Here is a 22,052-nt window from a genome sequence, read left to right on the forward strand (position 1 = left end):
AGGGCGCATTTTATTTACAATAGTATCCATTGTATAGTAGGCACCCTTTTGATACTAAAGAGGCATTTGGATAGCTATGTCTACCGCAGAGAGTTCTCAGAAAACAAGTTTAACGGCCGCGCCCTCCTATGAGTTGGATAGCTCTGAACCCTGTCCTATGGTGAGCTTTGTCAATCTCATTTCGGGTAAGTGGGCCATCCCCATTCTCTATCGCTTGATAGTGATCGACTCTCCGGTACGCTTCAGTGAATTGCAGCGGGCCGTAGCCCCCATTACGCAGAAGGAACTGACGCGGCAATTACGCCTGTTTGAACGTCGCAAACTGGTGCAGCGCAAGGTTTACGCCGAAGTGCCGCCGCGTGTGGAGTATCGAATAACCCCATTGGGGAAGTCTTTGAAACCTACCTTGGATTCACTGGCCGACTGGATGCGAACCAAGGGCGCAGATTTGGCTGACGATAGTTGAGAATACGCTGCCGGCCTCTTCACTTTTTGAGGCAACAGGCTGTTTGCCGGCTATGAGAAAAAAAGACCTTCCGAGCGGAAGGTCTTTTTTATCAGTGTTTGTGCTGATCACCGGCTACCGGGCCGATCATCGTCTTGGCTTTCCGTATCCTGCGACTGAGGGCCGTTTTCACCTCGCTGTGGGCCATTTTCACCTCGCTGAGGGCTATCTTCTTCCAGCTGATGGCTCTCCCCACCCAGCTGATGGCTCTCAGGACGCTTATCGGAAGGGTCGGCCTTGCGCTCAAATTCACCTTCGAACACATCACCGCCCTGGCCTCTTTGATGTGGCGGCTCAAAGGGGTTGGCACCGGCTCTGAACTGAGCACCGGCAACCACCTTGAGCTGCATCCGCTGATAGAAATAACGCGCCAGCGGTGCCCGGGTGATTGGAGTCAGCAGGATAAGGCCGATAAGGTCGGTAACAAACCCTGGAATAAGCAGCAGAATACCAGCCATGGCCAGCATCATGCCCTCGACTATCTCTTGCCCCGGCGCTTCACCGGCGGCCAACTTTTTCTGTACCGACATCAGGGTACTCAAGCCCTGGCTGCGAACCAGAGAAACACCGACCACCGCGGTGAGGATCACCAATGCCACTGTGTTCCAGCTGCCCAGAACTTCGCCGACCCGGATAAGCACCGAGAGTTCGACGACAGGGATCAGCACAAAGATGATAAACATTATCAGAAATGGCATGTAGGCCTCATTTTTTACAGTAGTTGAAAACTAAATGGGGATAACCCGGTCTGATTTCAAGTCCGCAGCCTGCCCCGGGTTTGACGCCTGAGCTCACTGTTTCAGCAAAGCCTTAATGCAAGCTTGCGGCAAAACACGTAAAGTAGACGCTCGATTTTAATCCCCTTGGCTTAAGTCAGGTTTAATTTAACCCGCTCATTATGGACATAAAATCTCAACAAGCGCTGCTGGTTTTTTGCAGTTGCCCGGATACAGACAGTGCCAAGAGCCTGGCCGCAACCTTGGTGCGCGAGTCGCTGGTGGCCTGCGCTCAGGTGAGCCAGACCGTGGATTCGTTTTATATCTGGCAGGGCGAACTCTGCCAGGAGACTGAAGTCAGTCTGCAGCTAAAGTGTCTGGCCAGCGCCTACCCCAGGCTGGAGCAGAGAATACTCGAACTGCATCCCTATGAAGTACCTGAAATTATTGCTGTGCCCATCAGCCATGGGCTGCCCGCCTATCTGGATTGGATAAAAGACAACACTAAGCTATGAAGAAAATACTTACCCTGCTGCTAGGCAGCCTGTTGCTTCTCAGCCCGCTGGTTCAGGCCGATGGGATCTTTGGCAACAAGCAATTCGATTTTCTCAAGAGTGAACCTGAGCTGATGCCCGTGGATCAGGCCTTTGCCTTCGACTTCAGTCAGCAAGGCAACAAGGTCAAGCTCAGTTGGGTAATAGCCGACGGCTACTACATGTACCGCGACAAACTCAAGTTCAGCATAGATGGCGGTGAACTGGGCGAGATAGCCCTGCCCCAGGGCAAGGGCCACACGGATGAGTATTTCGGTGAGCAGCAGGTGTACTACTCCTTTATCGAGATTCCAGTTGCCATTAAGGAGGCGGGTGAAGCCGCCAAGTTGTCCGTAACCTTTATGGGCTGCGCCGAAGGCAAGCTCTGCTTCCCGCCCACCACCCGTGACGCCCTGCTTAAACCTGTGGCGGCCAATGATGGCATACTGCCCGATGCAGACAAGGCAGCCGATTCCCAGGCGGCTCCCAAGGGCCAGGCGGTGACCCAACAGGATAACCTGTTGGATAAACTGCTCTCCGGTGACAGCACCCTGCTCAACTATCTGACCTTCTTCGTGTTGGGGATAGGTCTGGCGCTGACCCCCTGTGTATTCCCCATGTATCCCATTCTATCGGGGATCATTGTCGGCCAGGGGCAGAAAGTCTCTACCGGTAAGGCCTTTACCCTGTCGATGGCTTATGTGCAGGGTATGGCTATTACCTATTCGCTGCTGGGGTTGGTGGTGGCTTCGGCCGGCCTCAAGTATCAGGCGGCGCTGCAACATCCGGCCGTGCTGATCACCATAGCCGTGCTGTTCGTGGTACTCAGTCTGTCTATGTTTGGCCTCTATGAACTGCGCCTGCCCGCCAGTTGGCAGCAGAGGATGAACAGCCTCTCCAATAAGCAAAAGGGTGGCAATCTGTTGGGCGTATTTGTCATGGGTGTGCTTTCGGGCCTGGTGGCCTCGCCCTGTACCACGGCGCCTTTATCGGCAGTACTTGTGTACGTGGCGCAAACCGGCGATCTGCTGCAGGGCTTTTTGACCCTCTACATCCTCAGCATGGGGATGGGACTACCGCTGCTGCTGATAGGCACCTCGGGCGGTAAGTTGCTGCCGCGCGCCGGCACCTGGATGAACATCATCAAGCATGTGTTCGGTTTCCTGCTGGTGGCCGTGTCCATCATAATGCTGGGCCGCATCTGGCCTGGATTGGTGTCGGATCTCATGTGGTCTGTGTGGGCCATCGTCTTTGTCGGCTACCTGATGCACCAGAACAAGCTGAGCCAGTTCAACTGGAAACAGACGGTGCGCAGCGTGATCCTGACCCTGCTGCTGCTGTCGAGCTTCTCCTATGGCCTCCAGGCGGTAATGAGCGCCATGGGTTACCACTTCATGGGGCAACAGCAAGCCGAGCATCATGCCTTTAAGCGCATCAAGTCGCTTGAGGACTTCAAGGCCGAACTGGCGGATGCCGAGGCCGCCGGCAAGCCGGTGATGCTGGATCTCTACGCCGATTGGTGTGTGGCCTGTAAGGAGTTTGAGCAGATCACCTTCAAGAATGCCGAGGTTAAACAGCGGATGGAACAGATGGTGCTGCTGCAAGCCGATGTGACTGCCATGGATGAAACCGATGTCGCTCTGCTGGAGGCCTACGATGTGCTGGGGCTGCCGACATTGTTGTTCATCGATGAACAGGGCCAGTTGAAGAATGAACTGAGAGTGACAGGTTTCATGGGCCCGAAAGAGTTTGCCGCCCACCTGGATATTTTGCTCAAAAACTAACGTTCAACACGCCGACATTTCTGAAAAAGCGAATTTATCAGCAGATAAGTTCGCTTTTTTATTTAAATTTAATGCTCTTCTTATAGAATACTCTTTAAACAGCTAGCCTCCTTCCTGAAAGAGCAAAATGGAACCTGCAATTCTCGTTATTACCTTGGCCTGCGGTATGCTGGTCAACCGTATCAATTTACCACCGCTTATCGGCTACCTGGCCGCCGGCTTTGTGCTCTATACCATGGGCATAGAAAATGAAAGCCTGCCGCTGCTCAACCAATTGGCCAGTCTGGGTGTGACCCTGCTGCTGTTTGCCATAGGTCTCAAGCTGGATATCCGCAGCCTGTTCAAGGCCGAAGTCTGGGCAGGCTCCAGCCTGCACCTGATGTTGTCCATGGTAATCTTTGTCCCCATTCTCAAGCTACTGGGCTTGATTGGCCTGGTGCAATTGACCAATCTCACGGTCGAACAACTGACCCTGCTGGCCTTTGCCCTGAGCTTTTCCAGTACTGTGTTTGCGGTCAAGGTGCTGGAAGACAAAGGCGATATGCAATCTCTCTACGGCCGGGTCGCCATAGGTATTCTGATCATGCAGGATATCTTTGCCGTATTATTCCTGACTATTTCCAAGGGTGAATTTCCGTCGATATGGGCCTTGGCACTGCTGTTGCTGCCTCTGGCCAAGCCGCTGATATACAGGGCCTTTGACAAGGTCGGCCACGGTGAACTCCTGGTGCTCTTCGGCCTGGTAATGGCTTTGGTGGTCGGCGCCTGGCTGTTTGAGTCCGTGGGACTGAAACCGGATCTCGGCGCGCTGATCATCGGCATACTGCTGGCCGGGCACAAGAAGGCATCTGAGCTGGCCAAGTCGCTGTTCTACTTTAAAGAACTGTTTCTGGTGGCCTTCTTCCTCACCATAGGCCTCAACGGCCTGCCGAGCATGACAGATATTATGCTGGCGGTGCTGCTGGTGACTCTGGTGCCGCTGAAAATTCTGCTGTTTGTCTATATCCTTACCCGCTTCAAACTGCGTTCCCGTACCTCAATGCTGGGCTCATTCAACCTGGGTAACTTCAGCGAGTTCGGTCTGATTGTGGCTGCCGTAGCCACCAGCAAAGGCTGGCTTCCCGCCCAATGGCTGGTGATCATTGCCGTGGCCCTGAGCCTGAGTTTCGTGCTGGCGGCGCCGCTCAACGCCATGGTGGGCAGCATCTACCAGAAGTATCAGCAGAAGCTGGTCAAGCTCGAGAAGCACCCACTGCATCCGGAAGACAGGCAGATCCCCGTGGGCAACCCTCGCTTCCTTATTCTGGGTATGGGGCGCATAGGCTCAGGCGCCTACGATGAACTCAAGGCCAGGTTTGATGGTGAGATCCTCGGCATAGAACACAAACAGGAGTTGGTGGACTTCCACCGTGAACAAGGGCGTAATGTGGTACAGGGCGATGCCTCGGATACCGACTTCTGGGAAAAACTCGACCGGGCTCCGGCGCTGGAACTTGTGCTGCTGGCGATGCCGTACCACGCGGGTAACATGTTTGCGGTTGAGCAGCTCAAGAAACTGGATTACCAAGGCAAGATCAGCGCCATAGTGCAATATGGTGATGATGCCGTGGCCCTGCGCGAATCCGGCGTTCACAGCGTTTATAACCTCTACGAGGCCGCCGGTGCCGGTTTCGTTGAGCATGTGGTCTGTGAACTGCTGGCGGCCGAAACCGTCAATGAATCGCCCGCCAAGGAAGCCGCATCCTGATATTTTTCGGCATAATTTGGCCTCGCTCAGTCCGCTAACGGCGAGTGAGGCTTTTCTCTTGTTCCCATAGATATCTCCTTAATCTTCCCTTGGGCGCAACCCGAATAAAAATCTCACTTACACCTCAGTGACAGAAATGATATAACAACAGAAAAGCAGTCATTTATGTTGCTGTTCGAGCGTTTTTTTGCGGAATCCATAAGAGCATGTCGAATCCTGCCCCCAGCGTTACCAAACTCTTTGTCAAAACCTTCGGCACCAAGCCGGATGCCCTGTATCAGGCCCCCGGGCGGGTCAACCTTATCGGGGAACACACAGACTATAACGAAGGTCTGGTGCTGCCGGCGGCAATCAACTTTCACACCATAATCGCGGTCAAACGCCGTGACGATGACAAGTTCCGCGCCGTATCGGCTGCCTTTCCCGGCATTTTTGAATGGCACTATGGCGATGAAGGCAGCATGAGCGAGGATGAGGGCTGGGTCAGTTATCTCAAGGGCTTTACCTCGGCCATGGCCCAGAGTGGCCTGCCGGCTCGCGGCCTGGACCTGGCGGTGATCGGCAATGTGCCGGCCAACGCCGGATTGGCCTCATCGGCCTCGCTGGAAATCGCCTTCGGCACCGCCATCAATGACACCAGTCAACTGCATCTGTCGCCGCTGGCGATTGCACAACTGGCGCAGCGGGGCGAAAACCACTATGTCGGCTATGGCTGCGGCATCATGGATCAGATCACCTGTGCCATGGCCGAAGCCGGGTCGGCGCTGCTGATCGATTGCCTGGATCTGGACTGCGAGAGCGTGCCCTTCCCAGACGATCTCAGCCTGCTGATCATCAATTCCGGCTTGCCCTCCATCGCCCACAGCACAGAGTTTGGCGAACGCCGCTTGCAATGCGAGCAGGTGGCCGGTCATTTCGGATTGGATACCCTGCGCCACTTGTCACTCAGGGCGTTGCAAAGCGCCGAAGATGAACTGGACCCGGTTGCCTTTCGCCGCGCCCGCCATGTGATCAGTGAAAACCAACGTACCCAGAGCGCCTGCCGCGCCCTGGAGCAGGGAGATATCGCCAGGCTCAGCAAACTGATGGCCGAATCACACCGCTCGATGCGCGATGACTTTGAAATCAGCCATCCGGCAATTGATACCCTGGTGGAGCTGATAGCCGAAGTCGTCGGCGAACGCGGCGGAGTACGGATGACAGGCAAGGGTTTTGGCGGCTGCGTCATCGCCCTGGTGGAACATGAGTTGACCGACAAGGTGATAGCCGCCGTCGAGCAGCAATATCCGGCCAAAACCGAGCTGGAGGCCAGTGTGTACCTATGCAGCCCCAGCGACGGAGCCAGCCGCCTGGACTGAGTTGTAGCCCTAAAGCCAAAAGGAACTAGCAGATGATACGTTTCAGCGCACTCGACAGTTGGGAAGATCCCCGCGGCGGCCAGATAGAAAGAATCAGAATCGACAACGGCATTCTGGCGCTGGAAGTGCTCAGTCTCGGTGGCATTATTCGCTCACTGTGGGCGCCGGATCGCCACGGTGAACGAACCAATATCGTGCTTGGCTGTGACTCTGCAACCGATTATCTGGCCCAGGACGCCTGTTTGGGCGCCGCTGTGGGGCGTTACGCCAATCGCATCAAGCAAGGTCAAATCCACGGCCGCGGCAAAGCTTTTTCTCTGGATAAGAACTTCAACGGCCACTGCCTGCACGGCGGCCGCGAAGGCTTTCATCGGCGCCTGTGGCAACTGGGCACACTGCCGGACGGGGTGCGCCTTAGCCTGATAAGCCCGGATGGCGACATGGGCTTTCCCGGTGAATGCCGGGTACAGCTGGACTATCGTTTGGCGGGCAACAACCTGTTTGTTGAGTTTATGGCCTCAAGCAGCCAAGACTGCCCGGTGAGCCTGACCCAGCACAGCTATTTCAACCTCGATGGCCGGGCGGATATCGCTGAGCACCAGTTGCAACTCGATAGCAACAAAGCCCTGGCAACCGACTCTGAAGGCATTCCCTGCGGCATAGTCGATACCCAAGGCAGCATGTTGGATCTCAGTCAGGGCAAGGTACTCAAGACGCTGCTGGGGCAGCCGGAACTAGCCGCCGGCCAAGGGCTGGATCACTGCTTTATCAGCCGGCAACAGAAAGATGAGCTCTGGCGTGTGGGCCGTTTGAGCGCGCCGCTATCGGGTCGCGGCCTGACACTGTATACCAATCAACCCGGAGTGCAACTTTACACCGGCGCCGGGCTCGAAGGCGTCAAGGGTCGTAAGGGCCAGGCGATGAAGGCCTGGCAGGGTGTCTGTCTTGAGCCGCAAATGCTGCCGGACGGCGCCAATCAGCCACAGCTGCACGGCGATCCCTGGATAACACCCGGACAAGTCTATCACCATTTGAGCCGCTACGAGTTCGATACCCAGGCATGACCAAACTCTATTTCAACGCCGAGGATCTCGGCCAGATCAGCATAGGCGCCTTTGCCTTGTCCGTGCCCATCTCTTTTTCCGAGGAGGCCTGGATGCTGGCGGCCAATCTGCCGATGGTGAATCTGGTGCTGGTGGTGGTATTGAGCCTGAGCTTTATCGCCCTGTTTGCTTATCAGAGTGTGTTTCAGGCCAATATCAAGGCCAGGGTGTGGGTGTTCTGGCTGCGGATCCTGCTGGCTTATGCCCTGACCCTGCTGGTGGTGAGTGTCGTCTTACTGGCCCTGGATAAATGGCCATTATTGAGCGAGCCCTTACTGGCGCTGAAGCGCACCCTGCTGATCGCCATGCCGGCCTCTATGGGCGCCATCATAGTCGATAGCTTCGATAAAGAATAATCGACTATCACCGGATATTGATTGTCGTATTTCATTGACATTACAATTCAATTTAAAATTTTATTGTCAATAAAGGAAGATCGGGTTGAATCTACATCATCCGCCCCATATTGGCTTGGGTTGTATAGTTTAATTTCTGCCAGTATTTGCTGTGATGAAAATCTGACAATGATTCATCTTTAATCCAGCTATTAAATTGTCATACCAAAGCTAAGATCCCATTCCAGCACAGGAACCAAATGCAAACCACTGGCGTTCAAGGCGATTAATGGCTCTGCGATTGACTTATGCACCAAATAATCCATCATCCCTGGAATTTGGAAAATACATCTCTTTTCAAGAGGTATTTTAGATAACTTATTATAGTCCAGTCGGCAATTCCTTGGATTTCTTACTTCACCATCCTCTAAAATCCCAGTGTATTTTCCATTATCAAAGTCATAAGCATCAATATCATTATCTACGACTAAAATTGAATATGAATGTACATTTCCATCATTGTGGGTATATAAAGCAGGGAGTAACTGAACCTGATAAAGGTCAAAGTATTCCAGTACTTTACTTATCCGGTTTGACAGTAATGGATCACTTAAAGCAGTCATTGCTTCGATCAGTGGAATAGCCTCATTATCATCTGCCTCAGATTCAACCTGAATAGGCATTTTAAGACAAGTCGGTTGTCTAAAAGTTAAATAATGACTTTTACTGCAGGAAACATAAGGGGAAGGCACCTTTCCAGAGCCACATATCAGTACATAATATTCTTCGTTAATATCTGGTATCATTATTCTCCAACTTATAAATCATCGTCTTAAAATGTCAGCGTTCGACTTTCCGGTATACCCGGACCATCGCTTCAGTGAACTGAAGTCGGACGGCCGGGCATAGGAATATCAGTCGTCGAAGCTGTCATCCCAATCGTCATCGAAATCATCACCCATGTTGTCGGCTTCGACCTCGACCTCAGGTTCCGGCTTGGGCTTACGCGCGGGAGCGCTGTCTTTGACGTTGTTCAGATTGACTCTGGCCTGCTGCTTTTGCATAAACTCGCTGCGGACCGCTTTGAATGCACTACCGAACTCACGCTCGGCAGCCTTGGCTTCATCCTCACCCAGATCATGCAGGTTGGGTTTAACTATATCTTCCACATATTCAATAATCGCATTACGCTGAGAGTTGAACAGGTAGATACGTCCAGGAGATGCCTCGGGTAACTGATTGTCATGGACGACGATAGCATTGCCACGTGCGGTTCTGAGCTCGCCATACCAAACTTGTTTCTTTGCAGTGTTATACATATATGCCAATACCCTTAAATCAACACATACACCAGAGAAGTTGCCAATAAGTCGCTGCGCATAATGCCTGGACTTGCTCGCGCCTTCCCTAAAGTTTTTCGGCCAAAGAAGCGCACTACTGCTCACTTTGCCACAATAGGTTTCCACCTTTGGGAGGTGGAGTTTTCAAGTGCGTATTCTTACAGAATCTTTCCGAGAATCAATGCTACAAACCGTGATTTTTCCAACTAAATAACGATTAATTTTTCATGACAGCACCCTCGAGTGCTCTCACAAAGGACTTTAGCCTAAATTTCCATCAGGGCAAGTTGAATTTTGCACGCAAACGCCTTAAGGCTGCATGTTACAGCCAAACAGCGGCGACAGAGAAAAAGCTGCCGAGCGAGTGTTCAGCAGCCATAGGGTGTTGAGCGTCAGTAGCTACTTACTTCAGTGTCAGTACGACCTTGCCCGAGTGACTTCCGGATTCCAACAAGTGGTGTGCCGCAATGCACTCTTGCAGCGGGAAACTGGCAAAAATATGTGGCTTCAGGGCACCTTCATTCAATAACGGCCAGACCTTAGCCTTGAGTTCGGCAGCAATCGCCGCCTTGGCCGCGACGCTTTGAGGCCTCAGAGTCGAGCCGGTCCAAACAATACGTTTGGCCATCAGGCGAAAGATATCCACTTCAGCCTTGGCACCCCTTTGCATGGCAATGGACACCATGCGGCCATCAAAGGCGAGTACCTTGAGATTCTTGTTGGCAAAGTCTCCACCTGCCATATCCAGCACCACATCGACACCCTTGCCCTGGGTCCAGTCCAACACAGGCTCGACAAAGTCCTGTCGGCGGTAGTCAATCGCGAGTTCGGCTCCCAGTTGCTGACACCAGGCGCATTTCTCAGGACTGCCGGAAGTCACCAGTACCCTGGCACCAAAGGCCTTGGCCAGCGCTATGGCGCTGCTGCCGATACCCCCAGAGCCGCCGTGGATGAGCACTGTCTCGCCTTGCTGCAACCCGGCTCGCATAAACAGATTGCCCCACACAGTAAAGAAAGTCTCGGGAATCGCAGCGGCTTCTTCCAGACTCCAGCCCCTGGGAATAGGCAAACAATGATCGGCCCAGGTAAGCACATACTCACTGTAACCGCCTCCCGGCACCAGGGCACAGACCTCTTGCCCGGTCTGCCATTGTGCTACGCCCTGCCCCAGCGCCACTATCTCGCCGGCCACTTCCAACCCCAGCACGGGGGAAGCATCTGCCGGCGGCGGATAGTTGCCTTTGCGCTGGGCCAGATCCGGGCCATTGACCCCGGCCGCCGCCACCCGAATCAACACCTGACCCGAACCGGGTTTGGGGATCTCCACATCCGTCAGATAAAGCACCTCGGGCTGCCCGGGTGTGTCGAAAGTCACCTGTCTCATACACTGCTCCTTGATAACTGAGCCACTGCCGAAAGATTTGCCTCTGACGTTAATCCAGAGGCCAAGCCTGGCAGAGACTGATACCTGTAGCCAACACAGTAGCAGAAGCCGCCTCAGGCTCATACTCGCGCGAAAAAGTCCCATCTATGCACTGCATCGACTTACAGGCCTGGATCCAAGGCGTGCTTCACAGCAAATGGCTTCAGTCTTTTGCCAGAAGCACAACAAAGCCGCCAGGCAAAATTCAGCCTTGGCGAATTTAAATGTAAATTCTATTAATTTCATTGCGTTATAAATCTATCCTAGCTCGCGGTGACCAAGGAAATCCTCGCTGTTTTCCTTTGGAATAAAAAATAGACAATTTTATATTGTATATTTTATTCTTTTACTTCTATGATGAAACACTGATTTACCCTGAATAAAGTGTTGTGCACAGTCAGGCAGTATCGGCAAACGGCGCAGGAGGTCACTTTAACCACTAAAGATCTGCAACAGCAGACTCAAATAAAATGGAGAAAACCAATGAAGATCAGCCCACTGGTCGCCAGTATCGGCCTGCTTTCCGGCATGGCATTCAGCCAACAGACGTTTGCACAGCCCTCCTCCCCCCAAGCTTCCTCACCTCATCCAGCCGCCAGGCTGCACGGTCATCCCTTACTGCCCGCTCAAGCCAACGAGCAGGCGAGACTGGCCTCTCATACGCGGCTTAAGCGCGAGGTCAACTCTCAAGCGGAGAGGCAGACAAAGGCTTCGTTGCCGGCGCCGCCGCAGGCCTTTAGCAGTCAGGCGGTGGCGAACCAGGTAATTGAAGGACATGCCGTTGACAAAAAAACGCCCCAAAAACGCCAAGCCGTCGAAAGCCTCAACCTGATGAGCCGCTCGGCGGCCGGCGATCGGCAGATGCAGGCCGACAGCAGCTGTGATGAGCTGACAGGCCTCAATGGTCAGGCACTGGTCGATGCATTAAGCGCCGCCACGCCTGCTTGTGTCGGTGCCTTTTACAGCCTGGTGGGCAGTCAGGCCACCGCCAGCTTCAGCCAGGCCAATGTGCTGGCGGTGGCCAATGCCATAGACGGCCGCGCCGAAAGCTACACAGGAACTGACATCCAAGGGCTGGAGTCCTTGATAAACTTTGTCCGCGCCGCCCTCTACGTGCAGTTTTATCATCCTGAAGATGTGCCCGCCTATGATGCCTCGGTAACCACGGCGTTAAGCGGCGCACTGGATAGTCTGTTCAACAATCCCAAGAGCTGGACAGTTTCCGAGGCCAATGCCGGGGTTCTCAAAGAAGCGTTGATACTGGTGGATTCGGCCAATCTGGGTGCCGAATTCAACTGGGTAACCATCAAGGTTCTCAACGAATACGACAGCGACTGGCAGGCGCTGTTTGGCATGAATGCCGCCGCCAATGCTGTGTTTACTACCCTGTTCCGGGCTCAGTGGAACGACGAAATGCAAGCGCTGTTCGCCCGGGATCAGAGCATTCTCGATGCCCTCAATCAGTTTCAACTTGAGCAGCGCCAACTACTTGGAACCAACGCCGAATACCTGCTGGTCAATGCGGTACGTGAGATGTCCCGCCTCTACTACATAGAGGCGATGAAGCCCAGGGTCACTACTCTGGTCAAGGCGGTAATCGACAGCAGCAGTAAAGAGGACAGCAGCCGCGCCATCTGGCTCGCCGCTGCAGAAATGGCCGACTACTATGACCGCAGCCAGTGCGACTACTACGGCATTTGCGGCTTCAAATACCAACTGGAGCAGGACACCCTGAGTTTCAACTGGAAGTGCTCGGATACCCTGAAGATGCGCGCCCAGGATCTGTATCAGGATCAGGCAAGCTGGATCTGCGAAGTGCTCAGCGGCCAGGAAGCCTACTTCCACAGCAAGCTGGAAACCGGCAATACTCCGGTGGGCGAGGATAACAACGACGATCTTGAGCTGGTGATCTTCAACTCCTCCGGCGACTACCAGTCATTCGCCGGCAGCTTCTTCGGCATCAATACAGACAACGGCGGCATGTATCTTGAAGGCTCGCCGGCCGGGCTCAAGAATCAGGCCCGTTTTATCGCCTATGAAGCCGAGTGGCGCCGCCCCGATTTCCATGTCTGGAACCTGCAGCATGAATATGTGCACTACCTGGATGGCCGCTTCAACCTCCACGGCGACTTTGCCCGCGGCATTTCGGCCGACACCATCTGGTGGGTTGAAGGATTGGCTGAATACATCTCCTACCGGGATGCCAACACCGCAGCCATAGCACTTGGTGAAACCAAGGCATTTGCCCTGTCGCAAATATTCAAAAACACCTATGATTCCGGGCAGGACAGAGTCTATCGCTGGGGCTACCTGGCGGTGCGCTTTATGTTCGAGCGCCATATGGATGATGTTCGCCAGATCCTCAGTCTGCTGCGCAGCGACAACTACAGCGAGTATCAAGCCCTGATAGATGGCATAGGCAGTCGTTATGACAATGAATGGTACAGCTGGCTGACAAGCGGCCTGAGCACGGCCGACAATGGCATAGTGGATAAGGGCCCCAGCGACATAGACGCCGCACCCAGCGGCCGTGAAGGTAACTGGAGTGGCCCGGGCGGCAATATCAGCCGCGACTTTGCCCCCTGCACGGTCAGCGACGAATCTTATCGTTATCAGGAAGGCATGACGCCGCTGCTGGATGTGCCAATCGAGTGTATCGACTCGAAAAACGGCCGCGCCAGCCTGGTGTTTGCCAATGAGCAGCGTTCCGACCAAGAGCTGTGGATCAAGGTGGGTGACGGCTGGGGTGATGCCGATATCTATTTCAGCTCCCAAGGCTGGGCCAGCGCCGAAAACAACGAGGGCTTAGGTATAGGCAATGGGAATCACGAGGTGATCAAGGTGCGCCTCAACCCCGACAGCTACTGGCATTACCTGACTCTGGCCGGTGAATTTGGCGGCGTGGATCTATTGCTGTCGACCACAGAAGTCGAAGCCGACCCGGACCCGGCCCAAGGCGGCGGTGATGGCGATGGCGGCGAGCCGGTGGATTGCGGTGCTCCAAGCACAGACTATGGCCAGTTGCTGGCCGGCAAGAATGAATGCCTCAGTGGTGGCCGTTCCAGCTTTTATGTCTGGGTTGAGGAAGATAACACTCGCCTGACCTTCAGCCTCGGCGGCGGCACTGGTGACGCCGATCTCTACTATGCTGCCGATACCTGGGCAGGTACAGCTCACTATGATGCGTTCGCCAAGACCGCAGGCAACAACGAGACACTAACAGTCACGGCCAATCGCGGCTGGCGTTACCTGGCGGTGGAGAGTGACAGCCAGTATGCCGGTGTCAGCCTGAGCCTGAAAGTGGCCACGGCCGGTGAACCTCAGCCCGGTGTTCTCGAAAATGCCTGCGCCACCAAGGCTCCCCAGAGTTACAGCGAGTTACAGTCCGGCGCGGCCATCTGCGCCGCCAGTGGCCGGGGAGACTTCTACTTCTATATTGCCGAAGGTACTCAGGAGATTGAAGTTGTCACAGGCCACGGCAGCGGCGATGTCAGCCTCTATGGTGGCACTAGCTGGCCGACGGCCAACAGTTATCAACAGGTATCCACCCAGCAAGGCAATGCAGAACGTTTACTGCTGCAGGCGCCAAGCGAAGGTTGGTACTATCTGATGCTGGATGGTGCCAATGCTGAAGGGGTCAGCATCCAGATGCAGGCTCGCTGATAGCGTTACAGTTTGGATGAAAAAAGCGCTGCCTCGGCAGCGCTTTTTTACCTTTACGACCGTTAGCCCTTCTTGATGGTCATGGTCCAGGCAGCATCGCCCTTCTGGGCAAAGTGAGTCACCTCATGGCCCTCTTCGGCGGCCCAGCGAGGAATGTTTTCTGTCGCCTGGGCGCAGTCATAGTCCAGTACCACTTCGTCGCCTTTTTCTATGCCCTTTATCAGCTTCTGCAGCTCTATCAAAGGGAAAGGACAAAGTTTGCCGGTAGTATCGAGAACATGTTTCATATACAACTCCTTGGATAAAACTCAGATCTGAGCCAGGCGCATGGGCCGGATCAGGGTAAAGTAACTGAAGCAGTAACTGCCAAGCAGAATGGCCGGAATAAACAGCCAGCCCTGCCAGGACAGATAGGCGGTACCCACCAGCGCATTGCCCAACATGCAACCACCGGCAATGCCGCTGCCAAAGCCCATCAACAGACCGCCGATAAGCCCAAACAATACCGTCTTGTGGCCCGGATAGCGCCAACGCTGCTCCGAACTGCCGCGGGCGGCAATAAAGGCCCCGACAAACAAGCCGATGAGGAAGTATCCCGGCCAGCCGAAGAACTTGGTGTTGCCAGTGGTCAGCAGATCCCACAGCTGAGCGCTGGGGCCACTGATACCAACGCCACCGACCCGACCGCTTTCCAGGCTCGCAGGCCAGGCCAGCAGAGCCAGCACGCCGATGATCAGCGCACTCACGAAGGGGTGCCAACGGGCTTCAAACAACAGGTGTGCCAGGCCGCTGCGCCTCGGGGTCATCAGGGCCACAGGGTGCTTGCGTCGCTTGAGATAGCGCATCGCCAGTACGGAAGTCAGCAGCGCCAGGGCGATACTCACCAACCAGGGAGAAACCCCCAGGCTTTGATACAGGGTCTGATCGGCCAACTGTTGCTGTTTGATGGGGGCCAGCATGCTCTTGAGCTCGGCCGTGCGCACCAGTTTACTGGCAACAATAAAGCCCAGCACTGCCATCACACTGGCAGCCAAGCCTTCGGCCGCCCTGTAATAGGCTCCGGTGGAGCAACTGCCTGCCGCCGCCATACCCAGGCCAAACAGCACGCCACCAATCAGAGTTGCCAACCAGGGGAAATGCCCCGTCGGCAACTTGACCCAGCCCAACTCATAAAAGGCAAACAGCCCCAGGCTCTGGATACTGATGGCGATCAATATGGCAATCACCATGGTGAAGTCTTTCTGCAGGAAGGTGTCACGTATGCCACCCGCCATGCAGAAACGCCCCCGCTGCATCACAAACCCCATGGCCAGACCTATGCCCAAACCACTGAGAATCGTCAGCATAACCGGCTCCTCAGCGCTGGATCAGATAACGGATAGTCGGGCCGTTTTGTTCTATCTCCAGCACCTTGTAACCGTGGTTCTTGGCATCCAATGGAATATTGTTGATCGACTGTGGGCAGTCGCTGATCACTTCCAGAATTTCGCCAGGCTTGAGCTGGGGCATGGCCTCCAGGGTGGCAACGGCGGGATAAGGACAGGGTTCACCAACCATATCCAATTGATAATCAGGAGTATATTGGCTCATTACACGGCCTCCGCAGTCAGTTGTGCATCCCGTTTGGCTTTACGGGCAAAGAATTGTTTTTCCCAGGCGAGCATGGCGGCAAACGCCAGGCCCAGCATCAGGTAGGTGGCCAGCAAGCCGCCCTTGTCCCCCAAGCTGGAAAGCAGGTTGACCTTGTCCCAACTGGTGGCCAGTGGTTCGGCAAAGTCGTCCCAGTAGTAGGCCAAAATGGTGGAGCCGATAACGTTACCCAGGCCAACCCACCAGAAGTGCACCTGCCCTTCCACGGCGCGGTACATCCAACCGGTTTCGCAGCCACCGGCCAGCACTATACCGAAACCAAACAGCAAGCCACCGATAACCGCGTTGGGACCGGCCCACATGATCTTGGGTGAAACCCCTAGTTGCACATAGCTGTAAATCCCTATGGCACTGACCGCCATACCTATGATGATCGCCTTGGCCATATGGGTACGGCCGGTGATCCACATGTCGCGAAATGCCGAGGTAAAGCAGATCTGTGCCCTTTCAATCAGCAGACCGAAACCGACGCCACAGAGCATGGCAATACCCAGCTTGGGTGCGTTGAACAGGGTCATGAGTCCCCAACCGACTATGCCGATAAACACCAGCATGCCGATACGAAAACGCCTTCTGGCCTGGTTTTCATCCTGCTTGACCGAGCTGGCCTTGGTGACCTTCTTCAGCGCCACCGGAATGCGGAACATGGGCAGCAAGGTGAACTTGGCGCCAAAGTAGGAACCGGCAGCAGTGGCCAGCGCGAAGAACCAGGCATGCAGCGAGAACTGCGGAATACCGGTAAAGAAGGCCGCTAGGTTACACCCCATGGCCAAGCGGGCGCCGAAGCCTGCTATGATGCCACCAACCAGGGCCTGCATGATGCGCACCCGGCTCTGTGGCATTCTGAGCTTGACGTTGTTGGCCCATAGCGCCGCAGCGATACAGCCACCGAACATACCGATAATCATCATGCCGTCGATGCGATCCAGCGGCGTACCGGCCAGACCTATCACCTTGAAGTAACCCCAGTTTTCCGGTTCGGCACCAAGCATTTGCAGTAAATGCCCACCCCAGCGGGTGAATTCGCCGGTCACGGCCCAGAAGGTTCCGGTAAGACCAAAATAGTAGGTGGAGAGAATACCGGCAGCGATAACAGCCGGCATGGGAGCCCAGAAACGGACCAGATATTGTTGTTTAAATTGTTGCCATGTCATGTCATTACCCTAATGAACGAGACCTTGTCTAAACGGACACAGGCGTGTCCGTCAACCATTACAGGTGCGAACAGGCAGCCCGCAGAAACTGACCTGTCGCATCTTATGTATGCCTTTACGGCGATAAAATCGCTGGAGTGCAGCAAACGACCGGCTGTCTGCCATCATCAAAGCACTAAAGACCGGCTGGAACTGGGTTCCGACCGGTCATAAACAGTGTTTAACAACGATGATGAGCAGACAGTAAGCGCTGTGCCAGGGAAGAAGCCCGAGTACTTCGAGGCCTTATTCGCAGCTTCCCTAAATGGCTTTGGCCAGGCGATCGCGGCTCAATCCCGTCAGTCTGTGACCATGGGTGTAGAGCGTCGCACGACCGTTGCGGCAAAAGCCCACCAGCGTGATGTTGCTCTTCTCGGCCAACTCCAACGCCAGTGAGGTCACGGCGGACATGGCAAAAAGAATCTGAATATTGGCACTGGCAGCCTTTTGCACCATCTCGAAACTGGCTCTGCTGGTCAATAAAACCGCGATTGGCCGCTCGGCATGTTTCTGTGAAAAGGCACCGATTAACTTATCCAGTGCTATATGTCTTCCAATATCTTCATAGGCATCAATAATATGCCCATCTTTATTTAAACCCATAGCAGCATGGGTGGCGCCAGTTAATTTAAAATGCTGTTGATTGTCCTTAACAAAATTCAAAGAAACCTTTAAATTGTTGATATTAAACTTGGCACCATCATCAACTCGAATAACAGGTTTGACCGCTTCTTCAAGTTGGGCAACACCGCAAAGTCCACAACCGGTTCTACCGGCCATATTGCGTCTTTGTTGCTTTAATTCCATGAAACATCTTTGGGTTATCTCAATCTGAACCAGCACACCTTCTTCGGTATACTCAAGTTCAACACCCTTGATTTCATTTATGTTTCTGACTATGCGCTCCGACAAGGTAAAGCCGATTGCAAAGGCTTCGAGATCCTGCGGACTGGCCAACATTACCGTGTGGGCAATGCCGTTATATACCAGGGCGATTCTCACTTCGTTCGCTAAGTAGTCAGTTAATTCCGAAGCCTGCCCTTGTTCCATAAGGGTGACTTGTTTCTCGGTGACAACGTCATGCGAATAATAATCCATAAGTACCCTCTGAACCTATCTAAATAATAAAAATTTACAGACTTTAAAATAAAATAAGAGCTATATCACAAACTCATAAAGTAAATAAAAACAGGGTTGCTTCAACTGCATTCATTTTCTATTATCCTTCTGTCTTTCGATGGAAGAACGTCGTCTCCGGTGAGGCGTCCGGACTTCAAATCCGGGTGGGGCTGCCAGCAGTCCCGGGTAGGTTCGACTCCTATGTTCTTCCGCCAATCTTCATGGGACCAGAAAAGTTCAGCGTCCCGGATCTCCCGACTGTTACTGCGATACTTCCTGCGAGTAAAACCGCTGCGATCGAAGAACTCCAACAGTTGAATACTCACTTTGCGGCCAAGACCTACCATCGCCTTGAACTCGGCGGTTTCCAGTTGTCCCTTTTGCGCTAAATGACCGCGGATAAGATCCGCGTAGTGGCACAGCTTACTGCTGAGCAGATATCTGTCTTTCACCACTGCGGTGATAAATCCCTGTTGCACCAACTGGAAACACAGCGGCCGCAGCTCACCCGGCTCCAATTCAAGATATTCGGCCATTTCCGTGACCCACACAGGGGTATCCTGCTGCTCCAGCCAAGGAGATAAACGCTGCCAACAGGCTTCGGCTTTGGGGTCCAAGGTCATTCTGTGCTGCGGTAACTGCAACAAGGCGCCGCGCAGCACCATGCGGCGATCGCGACAGAGGCGCTCCAGGATCAGACTGGCCAGCGGCAAGGGGAACTTGCTGTGACTCATGCGCAGCAGGCGGTTGCGCCCCAGCCCCAATTGATCCGGGTGCTGCTGATGGTATTGCTCCAGCAAGGACAGATAGTGCTGTTGCTCGGCCTCAAGCAGTTCAGGTGCCAACAGAAAACCGCCGTGGCGGCTGAGTCCGGATTCTTCGATGACCCGACTCAAACCAGCTTCAGTCAACTGCCAGCGCCAGGCCAAGTCAGGCACGGCCAAGGCCTGCTGCCTGCCTAGAAGGGTAAGAGCCGCGGCCGGAGTTTCGGCGTCGGCGAGACGGCCAAGAAGAGCGAGCCGCTCTTCGGTGCGTTTCTTGCGATTGGGCACTGTGAGTGCCAGTACTCTGCCGGCGCCCAGGGTATGCTTGCCACTGGCATGACGCAGCACTATGGGGTCGTCCTGGCACAATATCAGTGGCTTATCCAGCACCAGTTCAGCCAGGCAGTAGCCGCGCTCATCGGCCTCGGTCAGTTGGGATATGCGTCCCAGAGTATGATCGGCGCCGTGGTGGCAATGCACGCTCTGCCAGTGAGTCACTGGCTCAAAGGCACGGATCTGCACCACAGGGCGGCCACAGGCGTCCGGCTGCGGCAAGTTGCTGAGCCAATCACCGCGCTGCGGCGCTCTGTGGTTATCGACGCCACTGAGATTGAGGGCGACCCGGGTGCCCGGAAGCGCCGTCTGCGACTCCTGCCCCTGGCAGTGAATGCCGCGGATCCTCAGCTTGTCTTTCTGACCCGAGCTGTAGAGGTTATCACCGACATTGGCACTGCCACTGATCACTGTACCCGTGACCACCCAACCGGCGCCTTTGACGCTGAAGGCGCGATCCAGGGTCATGCGAAAGGCCTGCTGCGCGTCTGCGGCGACGCCAGCCTTCTCAAGCTGTAGCTCGCTCGATGCCAGCGCCAGAATATGCTCTCTGAGTGAATCGATCCCCTGGCCATTGCTGGCCGAAACGCTAAACACACCAGAGGCCTTGAGGGCAAACTCACAAAGCAGCGCCTCACTCTCTGCAGCCACTTCATCAATGCGGGCCCGCTCCACCAGGTCACTCTTGGTGAGCACCAGCGTCAGGCTCTTAAGCGGCAACATGGCTAAAATCTGCAGGTGTTCACGGGTCTGCGGCATCACGCCGTCGTCACAGGCCAGCACCAGGAGCGCGTGTCTGGCATGACTGACGCCCACCAGCATGTTGTTGATAAACTTTTCATGGCCAGGCACATCGATAAAGGCCAGTCGCTGGCCGTCGGCAAACGGCATAAAGGCATAACCCAGATCTATGGTCATGCCGCGGCGTTTCTCTTCCGGCAATCTGTCGGTATTCTGCCCTGTCAGGGCCCGAATAAGGCTGGTCTTGCCATGGTCTACATGGCCGGCAGTTACCAGGATCACAGCGACACTCCCAGAGTGCTCAGCTCGGCCAGTAACTCGGCTTCATCGTCGACCCCGCGCAGATCCAGCAGCAGTTGCTCATTGCTGATCCGGCCGATCACCGGCCGCTCCGCCTGCTTGAAGTGTTGCTCAAGCTCAATCAGGCTAGCGCCCGGATTGGCGCTGAACGCCAGTGCCACCGAAGGCAGGAAAGTATCCGGCTGTGAGCCGCTGCCCACCTGGGTGCGGCACTCCACCAGCTCCAGTTGATAGCCGGGGGCAAACAGGGGCTGCAACGCCTGGTGCAAACGGCTGCCTAGCAGTTTGAGTTGCTGCTGGCTGCGGCCGAACTTGGCCATCATAGGCAGTTCAGTATCCAGGGTTTCCGGGTTGAGATAATGGATCAGTGTGGCTTCCAGCGCCGCCAGAATCAGCTTGTCGCAGCGCAGCGCCCGTTTGAGCGGATGGCTTTGCAACTTGTTGATAAGCGACTGTTTGCCAACAATCAGCCCCGACTGAGGGCCACCGAGCAGCTTGTCGCCGGAGAAGCTCACCAAGTCGACCCCATCGGCCAGCATCGCCTGGGGAGTGGGCTCCTGCTTGAGCCCGAAGCGGCGCAAGTCGGTGAGCGAACCGCTGCCGAGATCCGAGATCAGCGAAATATCGTGCTCGCGGCACAGTGTCGCCAGCCGCGACTCTTCCACCGAGGCGGTAAAGCCCTGAATATGGTAGTTACTGGTGTGTACCTTCATGATGGCAGCGGTGTTTTCGGTTATCGCCTGCTCGTAATCCCTGAGGTGGGTACGGTTGGTGCTGCCCACTTCCACCAGGGTAACCCCAGCCTGACGCATGATGTCGGGGATCCGGAAGGCGCCGCCTATCTCCACCAGCTCACCGCGGGAAACTATCACCTCTTTACCGGCAGCCACCGCCGACAGCATCAACAGCACGGCGGCGGCATTGTTGTTAACCACACAGCAGGCATCGGCACCTGTGAGGCGGTGAATAAGCGAGCTGACGGCATTATCTCTGTGGCCGCGCTTGCCTGCCTGCAACTCAAACTCCAGCGGAGTTGGGTAACGCATCACAGAAGTGACGGCCTCGATGGCCGCCTCGGATTGCTGCGCCCGTCCCAGGTTGGTGTGCAGCAGGGTGCCGGTGAGGTTCCATACCGGCCTTAAACTGTGGCGATAATCGCTGGACAGCTGATCAACCAAAATGCCATACAGGGTTTGGTGTGAGTGACACCACTCAGGCAGGCGTTGCTCGCTGCCTATCCCGGCTCTTGCCAGCCGAAGTTGTCCATCCAGCGCCTGTTTGACGGCGGCCTTGCCAAAGCGGCTCAGCAGTGGGGCCAGCGCCGGCTCGGCCAGCAGGCTATCCATGGAAGGCAAAGCCCGATAGAGGTCTTTGAGAGTATCGGCAGTTTGGGTCATCATCTGTTTCATCATTGACTGAATAAAGGGAGGGCCTGAGCCCTCCCG

18 protein-coding genes, 1 tRNA gene and 1 pseudogene are annotated in these 22,052 nt (G+C 54.9%); 9 read left to right on the top strand and 11 right to left on the bottom strand.

All coding sequences use genetic code 11. The annotated features are described in order from the left end of the window. Positions 1 to 76: 76 nt before the first annotated feature. A complete protein-coding gene (locus HCX89_RS17885; protein WP_144131637.1) occupies positions 77 to 466 on the top strand; it encodes a helix-turn-helix domain-containing protein in 390 nt (129 codons plus the stop codon). Positions 467 to 573: 107 nt separating this feature from the next. Here HCX89_RS17885 and HCX89_RS17890 read toward each other — a convergent pair whose 3' ends face one another. Continuing rightward, a complete protein-coding gene (locus HCX89_RS17890; protein WP_144220968.1) occupies positions 574 to 1,203 on the bottom strand; it encodes an FxsA family protein in 630 nt (209 codons plus the stop codon). Positions 1,204 to 1,403: 200 nt separating this feature from the next. Here HCX89_RS17890 and cutA point away from each other — a divergent pair, with 200 nt between their 5' ends. The 6 genes from cutA to HCX89_RS17920 all read left to right on the top strand — a co-directional run bounded on the left by cutA (position 1,404) and on the right by HCX89_RS17920 (position 8,102). Further along, positions 1,404 to 1,736, top strand: coding sequence for a divalent-cation tolerance protein CutA (cutA, locus tag HCX89_RS17895; RefSeq protein WP_109247066.1), 333 nt, complete (start codon positions 1,404 to 1,406; stop codon positions 1,734 to 1,736). Next, on the top strand, positions 1,733 to 3,538 hold the full coding sequence (locus HCX89_RS17900) for a protein-disulfide reductase DsbD (protein WP_129979965.1): 1,806 nt from the start codon (positions 1,733 to 1,735) through the stop codon (positions 3,536 to 3,538). The genes cutA and HCX89_RS17900 overlap by 4 nt, the downstream gene beginning before the upstream one ends. Before the next feature lie 127 nt (positions 3,539 to 3,665). Further along, entirely contained in the window at positions 3,666 to 5,285 is a 1,620-nt protein-coding gene (locus HCX89_RS17905; protein WP_025887992.1) for a cation:proton antiporter family protein, read from the top strand. 206 nt (positions 5,286 to 5,491) lie between these two features. Beyond that, entirely contained in the window at positions 5,492 to 6,643 is a 1,152-nt protein-coding gene (gene galK / locus HCX89_RS17910) for a galactokinase (protein ID WP_129979964.1), read from the top strand. Between the two features lie 32 nt (positions 6,644 to 6,675). Beyond that, positions 6,676 to 7,707: an aldose epimerase family protein gene (locus HCX89_RS17915; RefSeq protein ID WP_167716891.1), complete on the top strand. Its 1,032-nt coding sequence runs from the start codon at positions 6,676 to 6,678 to the stop codon at positions 7,705 to 7,707. Further along, the gene (locus HCX89_RS17920; protein ID WP_167716893.1) at positions 7,704 to 8,102 is read left to right on the top strand and encodes a DUF2391 family protein; all 399 of its coding nucleotides are present in this window, start codon (positions 7,704 to 7,706) and stop codon (positions 8,100 to 8,102) included. The genes HCX89_RS17915 and HCX89_RS17920 overlap by 4 nt, the downstream gene beginning before the upstream one ends. A 191-nt stretch (positions 8,103 to 8,293) precedes the next feature. Here the strand turns inward: HCX89_RS17920 and HCX89_RS17925 are convergent, their stop codons facing one another. From HCX89_RS17925 to HCX89_RS17935, 3 genes are all read right to left on the bottom strand, one after another. Continuing rightward, positions 8,294 to 8,887 (bottom strand): hypothetical protein, encoded by a 594-nt coding sequence (locus HCX89_RS17925; protein ID WP_174840165.1) that lies wholly within the window; start codon positions 8,885 to 8,887, stop codon positions 8,294 to 8,296. 108 nt (positions 8,888 to 8,995) lie between these two features. Further along, entirely contained in the window at positions 8,996 to 9,400 is a 405-nt protein-coding gene (locus HCX89_RS17930) for a hypothetical protein (protein WP_025010165.1), read from the bottom strand. 424 nt (positions 9,401 to 9,824) lie between these two features. Beyond that, on the bottom strand, positions 9,825 to 10,805 hold the full coding sequence (locus HCX89_RS17935) for an NAD(P)H-quinone oxidoreductase (protein WP_167716895.1): 981 nt from the start codon (positions 10,803 to 10,805) through the stop codon (positions 9,825 to 9,827). Between the two features lie 522 nt (positions 10,806 to 11,327). Between HCX89_RS17935 and HCX89_RS17940 the strand changes: the two genes are divergently transcribed. After that, positions 11,328 to 14,507 carry a M9 family metallopeptidase gene (locus HCX89_RS17940; RefSeq protein ID WP_254428403.1) on the top strand — a complete coding sequence of 1,060 codons (3,180 nt, stop codon included), beginning with the start codon at positions 11,328 to 11,330 and terminating at the stop codon, positions 14,505 to 14,507. 62 nt (positions 14,508 to 14,569) lie between these two features. Here HCX89_RS17940 and HCX89_RS17945 read toward each other — a convergent pair whose 3' ends face one another. The 5 genes from HCX89_RS17945 to fdhD all read right to left on the bottom strand — a co-directional run bounded on the left by HCX89_RS17945 (position 14,570) and on the right by fdhD (position 18,448). After that, positions 14,570 to 14,794, bottom strand: a complete 225-nt coding sequence (locus HCX89_RS17945) for a sulfurtransferase TusA family protein (protein ID WP_025010173.1) — start codon at positions 14,792 to 14,794, stop codon at positions 14,570 to 14,572. Between the two features lie 21 nt (positions 14,795 to 14,815). Beyond that, entirely contained in the window at positions 14,816 to 15,853 is a 1,038-nt protein-coding gene (locus HCX89_RS17950) for a YeeE/YedE family protein (RefSeq protein WP_096141073.1), read from the bottom strand. 10 nt (positions 15,854 to 15,863) lie between these two features. Continuing rightward, positions 15,864 to 16,097: a sulfurtransferase-like selenium metabolism protein YedF gene (yedF, locus tag HCX89_RS17955; RefSeq protein ID WP_025010175.1), complete on the bottom strand. Its 234-nt coding sequence runs from the start codon at positions 16,095 to 16,097 to the stop codon at positions 15,864 to 15,866. Beyond that, complete coding sequence (gene yedE, locus HCX89_RS17960; protein WP_167716897.1) at positions 16,097 to 17,311, bottom strand: selenium metabolism membrane protein YedE/FdhT; 1,215 nt, start codon at positions 17,309 to 17,311, stop codon at positions 16,097 to 16,099. The genes yedF and yedE overlap by 1 nt, the downstream gene beginning before the upstream one ends. Before the next feature lie 300 nt (positions 17,312 to 17,611). Continuing rightward, complete coding sequence (gene fdhD / locus HCX89_RS17965; RefSeq protein WP_167716899.1) at positions 17,612 to 18,448, bottom strand: formate dehydrogenase accessory sulfurtransferase FdhD; 837 nt, start codon at positions 18,446 to 18,448, stop codon at positions 17,612 to 17,614. Between the two features lie 141 nt (positions 18,449 to 18,589). On the opposite strand from fdhD, the gene HCX89_RS17970 reads away from it, so the two are divergent. Continuing rightward, positions 18,590 to 18,684, top strand: a tRNA-Sec gene (locus tag HCX89_RS17970). A 69-nt stretch (positions 18,685 to 18,753) separates the two neighbouring features. Here the strand turns inward: HCX89_RS17970 and selB are convergent. Together selB and selA are read right to left on the bottom strand one after the other, a co-directional pair. Next, a pseudogene (gene selB, locus HCX89_RS23115) lies at positions 18,754 to 20,589 on the bottom strand (selenocysteine-specific translation elongation factor); the annotation flags it as partial. Next, positions 20,586 to 22,007, bottom strand: coding sequence for an L-seryl-tRNA(Sec) selenium transferase (selA, locus tag HCX89_RS17980; RefSeq protein ID WP_101058641.1), 1,422 nt, complete (start codon positions 22,005 to 22,007; stop codon positions 20,586 to 20,588). The gene selA and the pseudogene selB, both read right to left, overlap by 4 nt. Positions 22,008 to 22,052 lie beyond the last annotated feature (45 nt).

Origin of the sequence: Shewanella sp. Iso12 (genome assembly GCF_012030025.1) — a bacterium.
Taxonomy (GTDB): Bacteria; Pseudomonadota; Gammaproteobacteria; order Enterobacterales; family Shewanellaceae; genus Shewanella; species Shewanella algae.

Bases quoted from the DNA above. Each gene is read 5' to 3' on its own strand.
- HCX89_RS17950 (WP_096141073.1), bottom strand. From the start codon at position 15,853: ATGCTGACGATTCTCAGTGGTTTGGGCATAGGTCTGGCCATGGGGTTT.
- HCX89_RS17915 (WP_167716891.1), top strand. From the start codon at position 6,676: ATGATACGTTTCAGCGCACTCGACAGTTGGGAAGATCCCCGCGGCGGC.
- HCX89_RS17900 (WP_129979965.1), top strand. From the start codon at position 1,733: ATGAAGAAAATACTTACCCTGCTGCTAGGCAGCCTGTTGCTTCTCAGC.
- fdhD (WP_167716899.1), bottom strand. From the start codon at position 18,448: ATGGATTATTATTCGCATGACGTTGTCACCGAGAAACAAGTCACCCTT.
- HCX89_RS17890 (WP_144220968.1), bottom strand. From the start codon at position 1,203: ATGCCATTTCTGATAATGTTTATCATCTTTGTGCTGATCCCTGTCGTC.
- HCX89_RS17930 (WP_025010165.1), bottom strand. From the start codon at position 9,400: ATGTATAACACTGCAAAGAAACAAGTTTGGTATGGCGAGCTCAGAACC.
- cutA (WP_109247066.1), top strand. From the start codon at position 1,404: ATGGACATAAAATCTCAACAAGCGCTGCTGGTTTTTTGCAGTTGCCCG.
- yedF (WP_025010175.1), bottom strand. From the start codon at position 16,097: ATGAGCCAATATACTCCTGATTATCAATTGGATATGGTTGGTGAACCC.
- HCX89_RS17925 (WP_174840165.1), bottom strand. From the start codon at position 8,887: ATGATACCAGATATTAACGAAGAATATTATGTACTGATATGTGGCTCT.
- HCX89_RS17935 (WP_167716895.1), bottom strand. From the start codon at position 10,805: ATGAGACAGGTGACTTTCGACACACCCGGGCAGCCCGAGGTGCTTTAT.
- HCX89_RS17940 (WP_254428403.1), top strand. From the start codon at position 11,328: ATGAAGATCAGCCCACTGGTCGCCAGTATCGGCCTGCTTTCCGGCATG.
- HCX89_RS17920 (WP_167716893.1), top strand. From the start codon at position 7,704: ATGACCAAACTCTATTTCAACGCCGAGGATCTCGGCCAGATCAGCATA.
- selA (WP_101058641.1), bottom strand. From the start codon at position 22,007: ATGATGACCCAAACTGCCGATACTCTCAAAGACCTCTATCGGGCTTTG.
- HCX89_RS17885 (WP_144131637.1), top strand. From the start codon at position 77: ATGTCTACCGCAGAGAGTTCTCAGAAAACAAGTTTAACGGCCGCGCCC.
- galK (WP_129979964.1), top strand. From the start codon at position 5,492: ATGTCGAATCCTGCCCCCAGCGTTACCAAACTCTTTGTCAAAACCTTC.
- HCX89_RS17905 (WP_025887992.1), top strand. From the start codon at position 3,666: ATGGAACCTGCAATTCTCGTTATTACCTTGGCCTGCGGTATGCTGGTC.
- yedE (WP_167716897.1), bottom strand. From the start codon at position 17,311: ATGACATGGCAACAATTTAAACAACAATATCTGGTCCGTTTCTGGGCT.
- HCX89_RS17945 (WP_025010173.1), bottom strand. From the start codon at position 14,794: ATGAAACATGTTCTCGATACTACCGGCAAACTTTGTCCTTTCCCTTTG.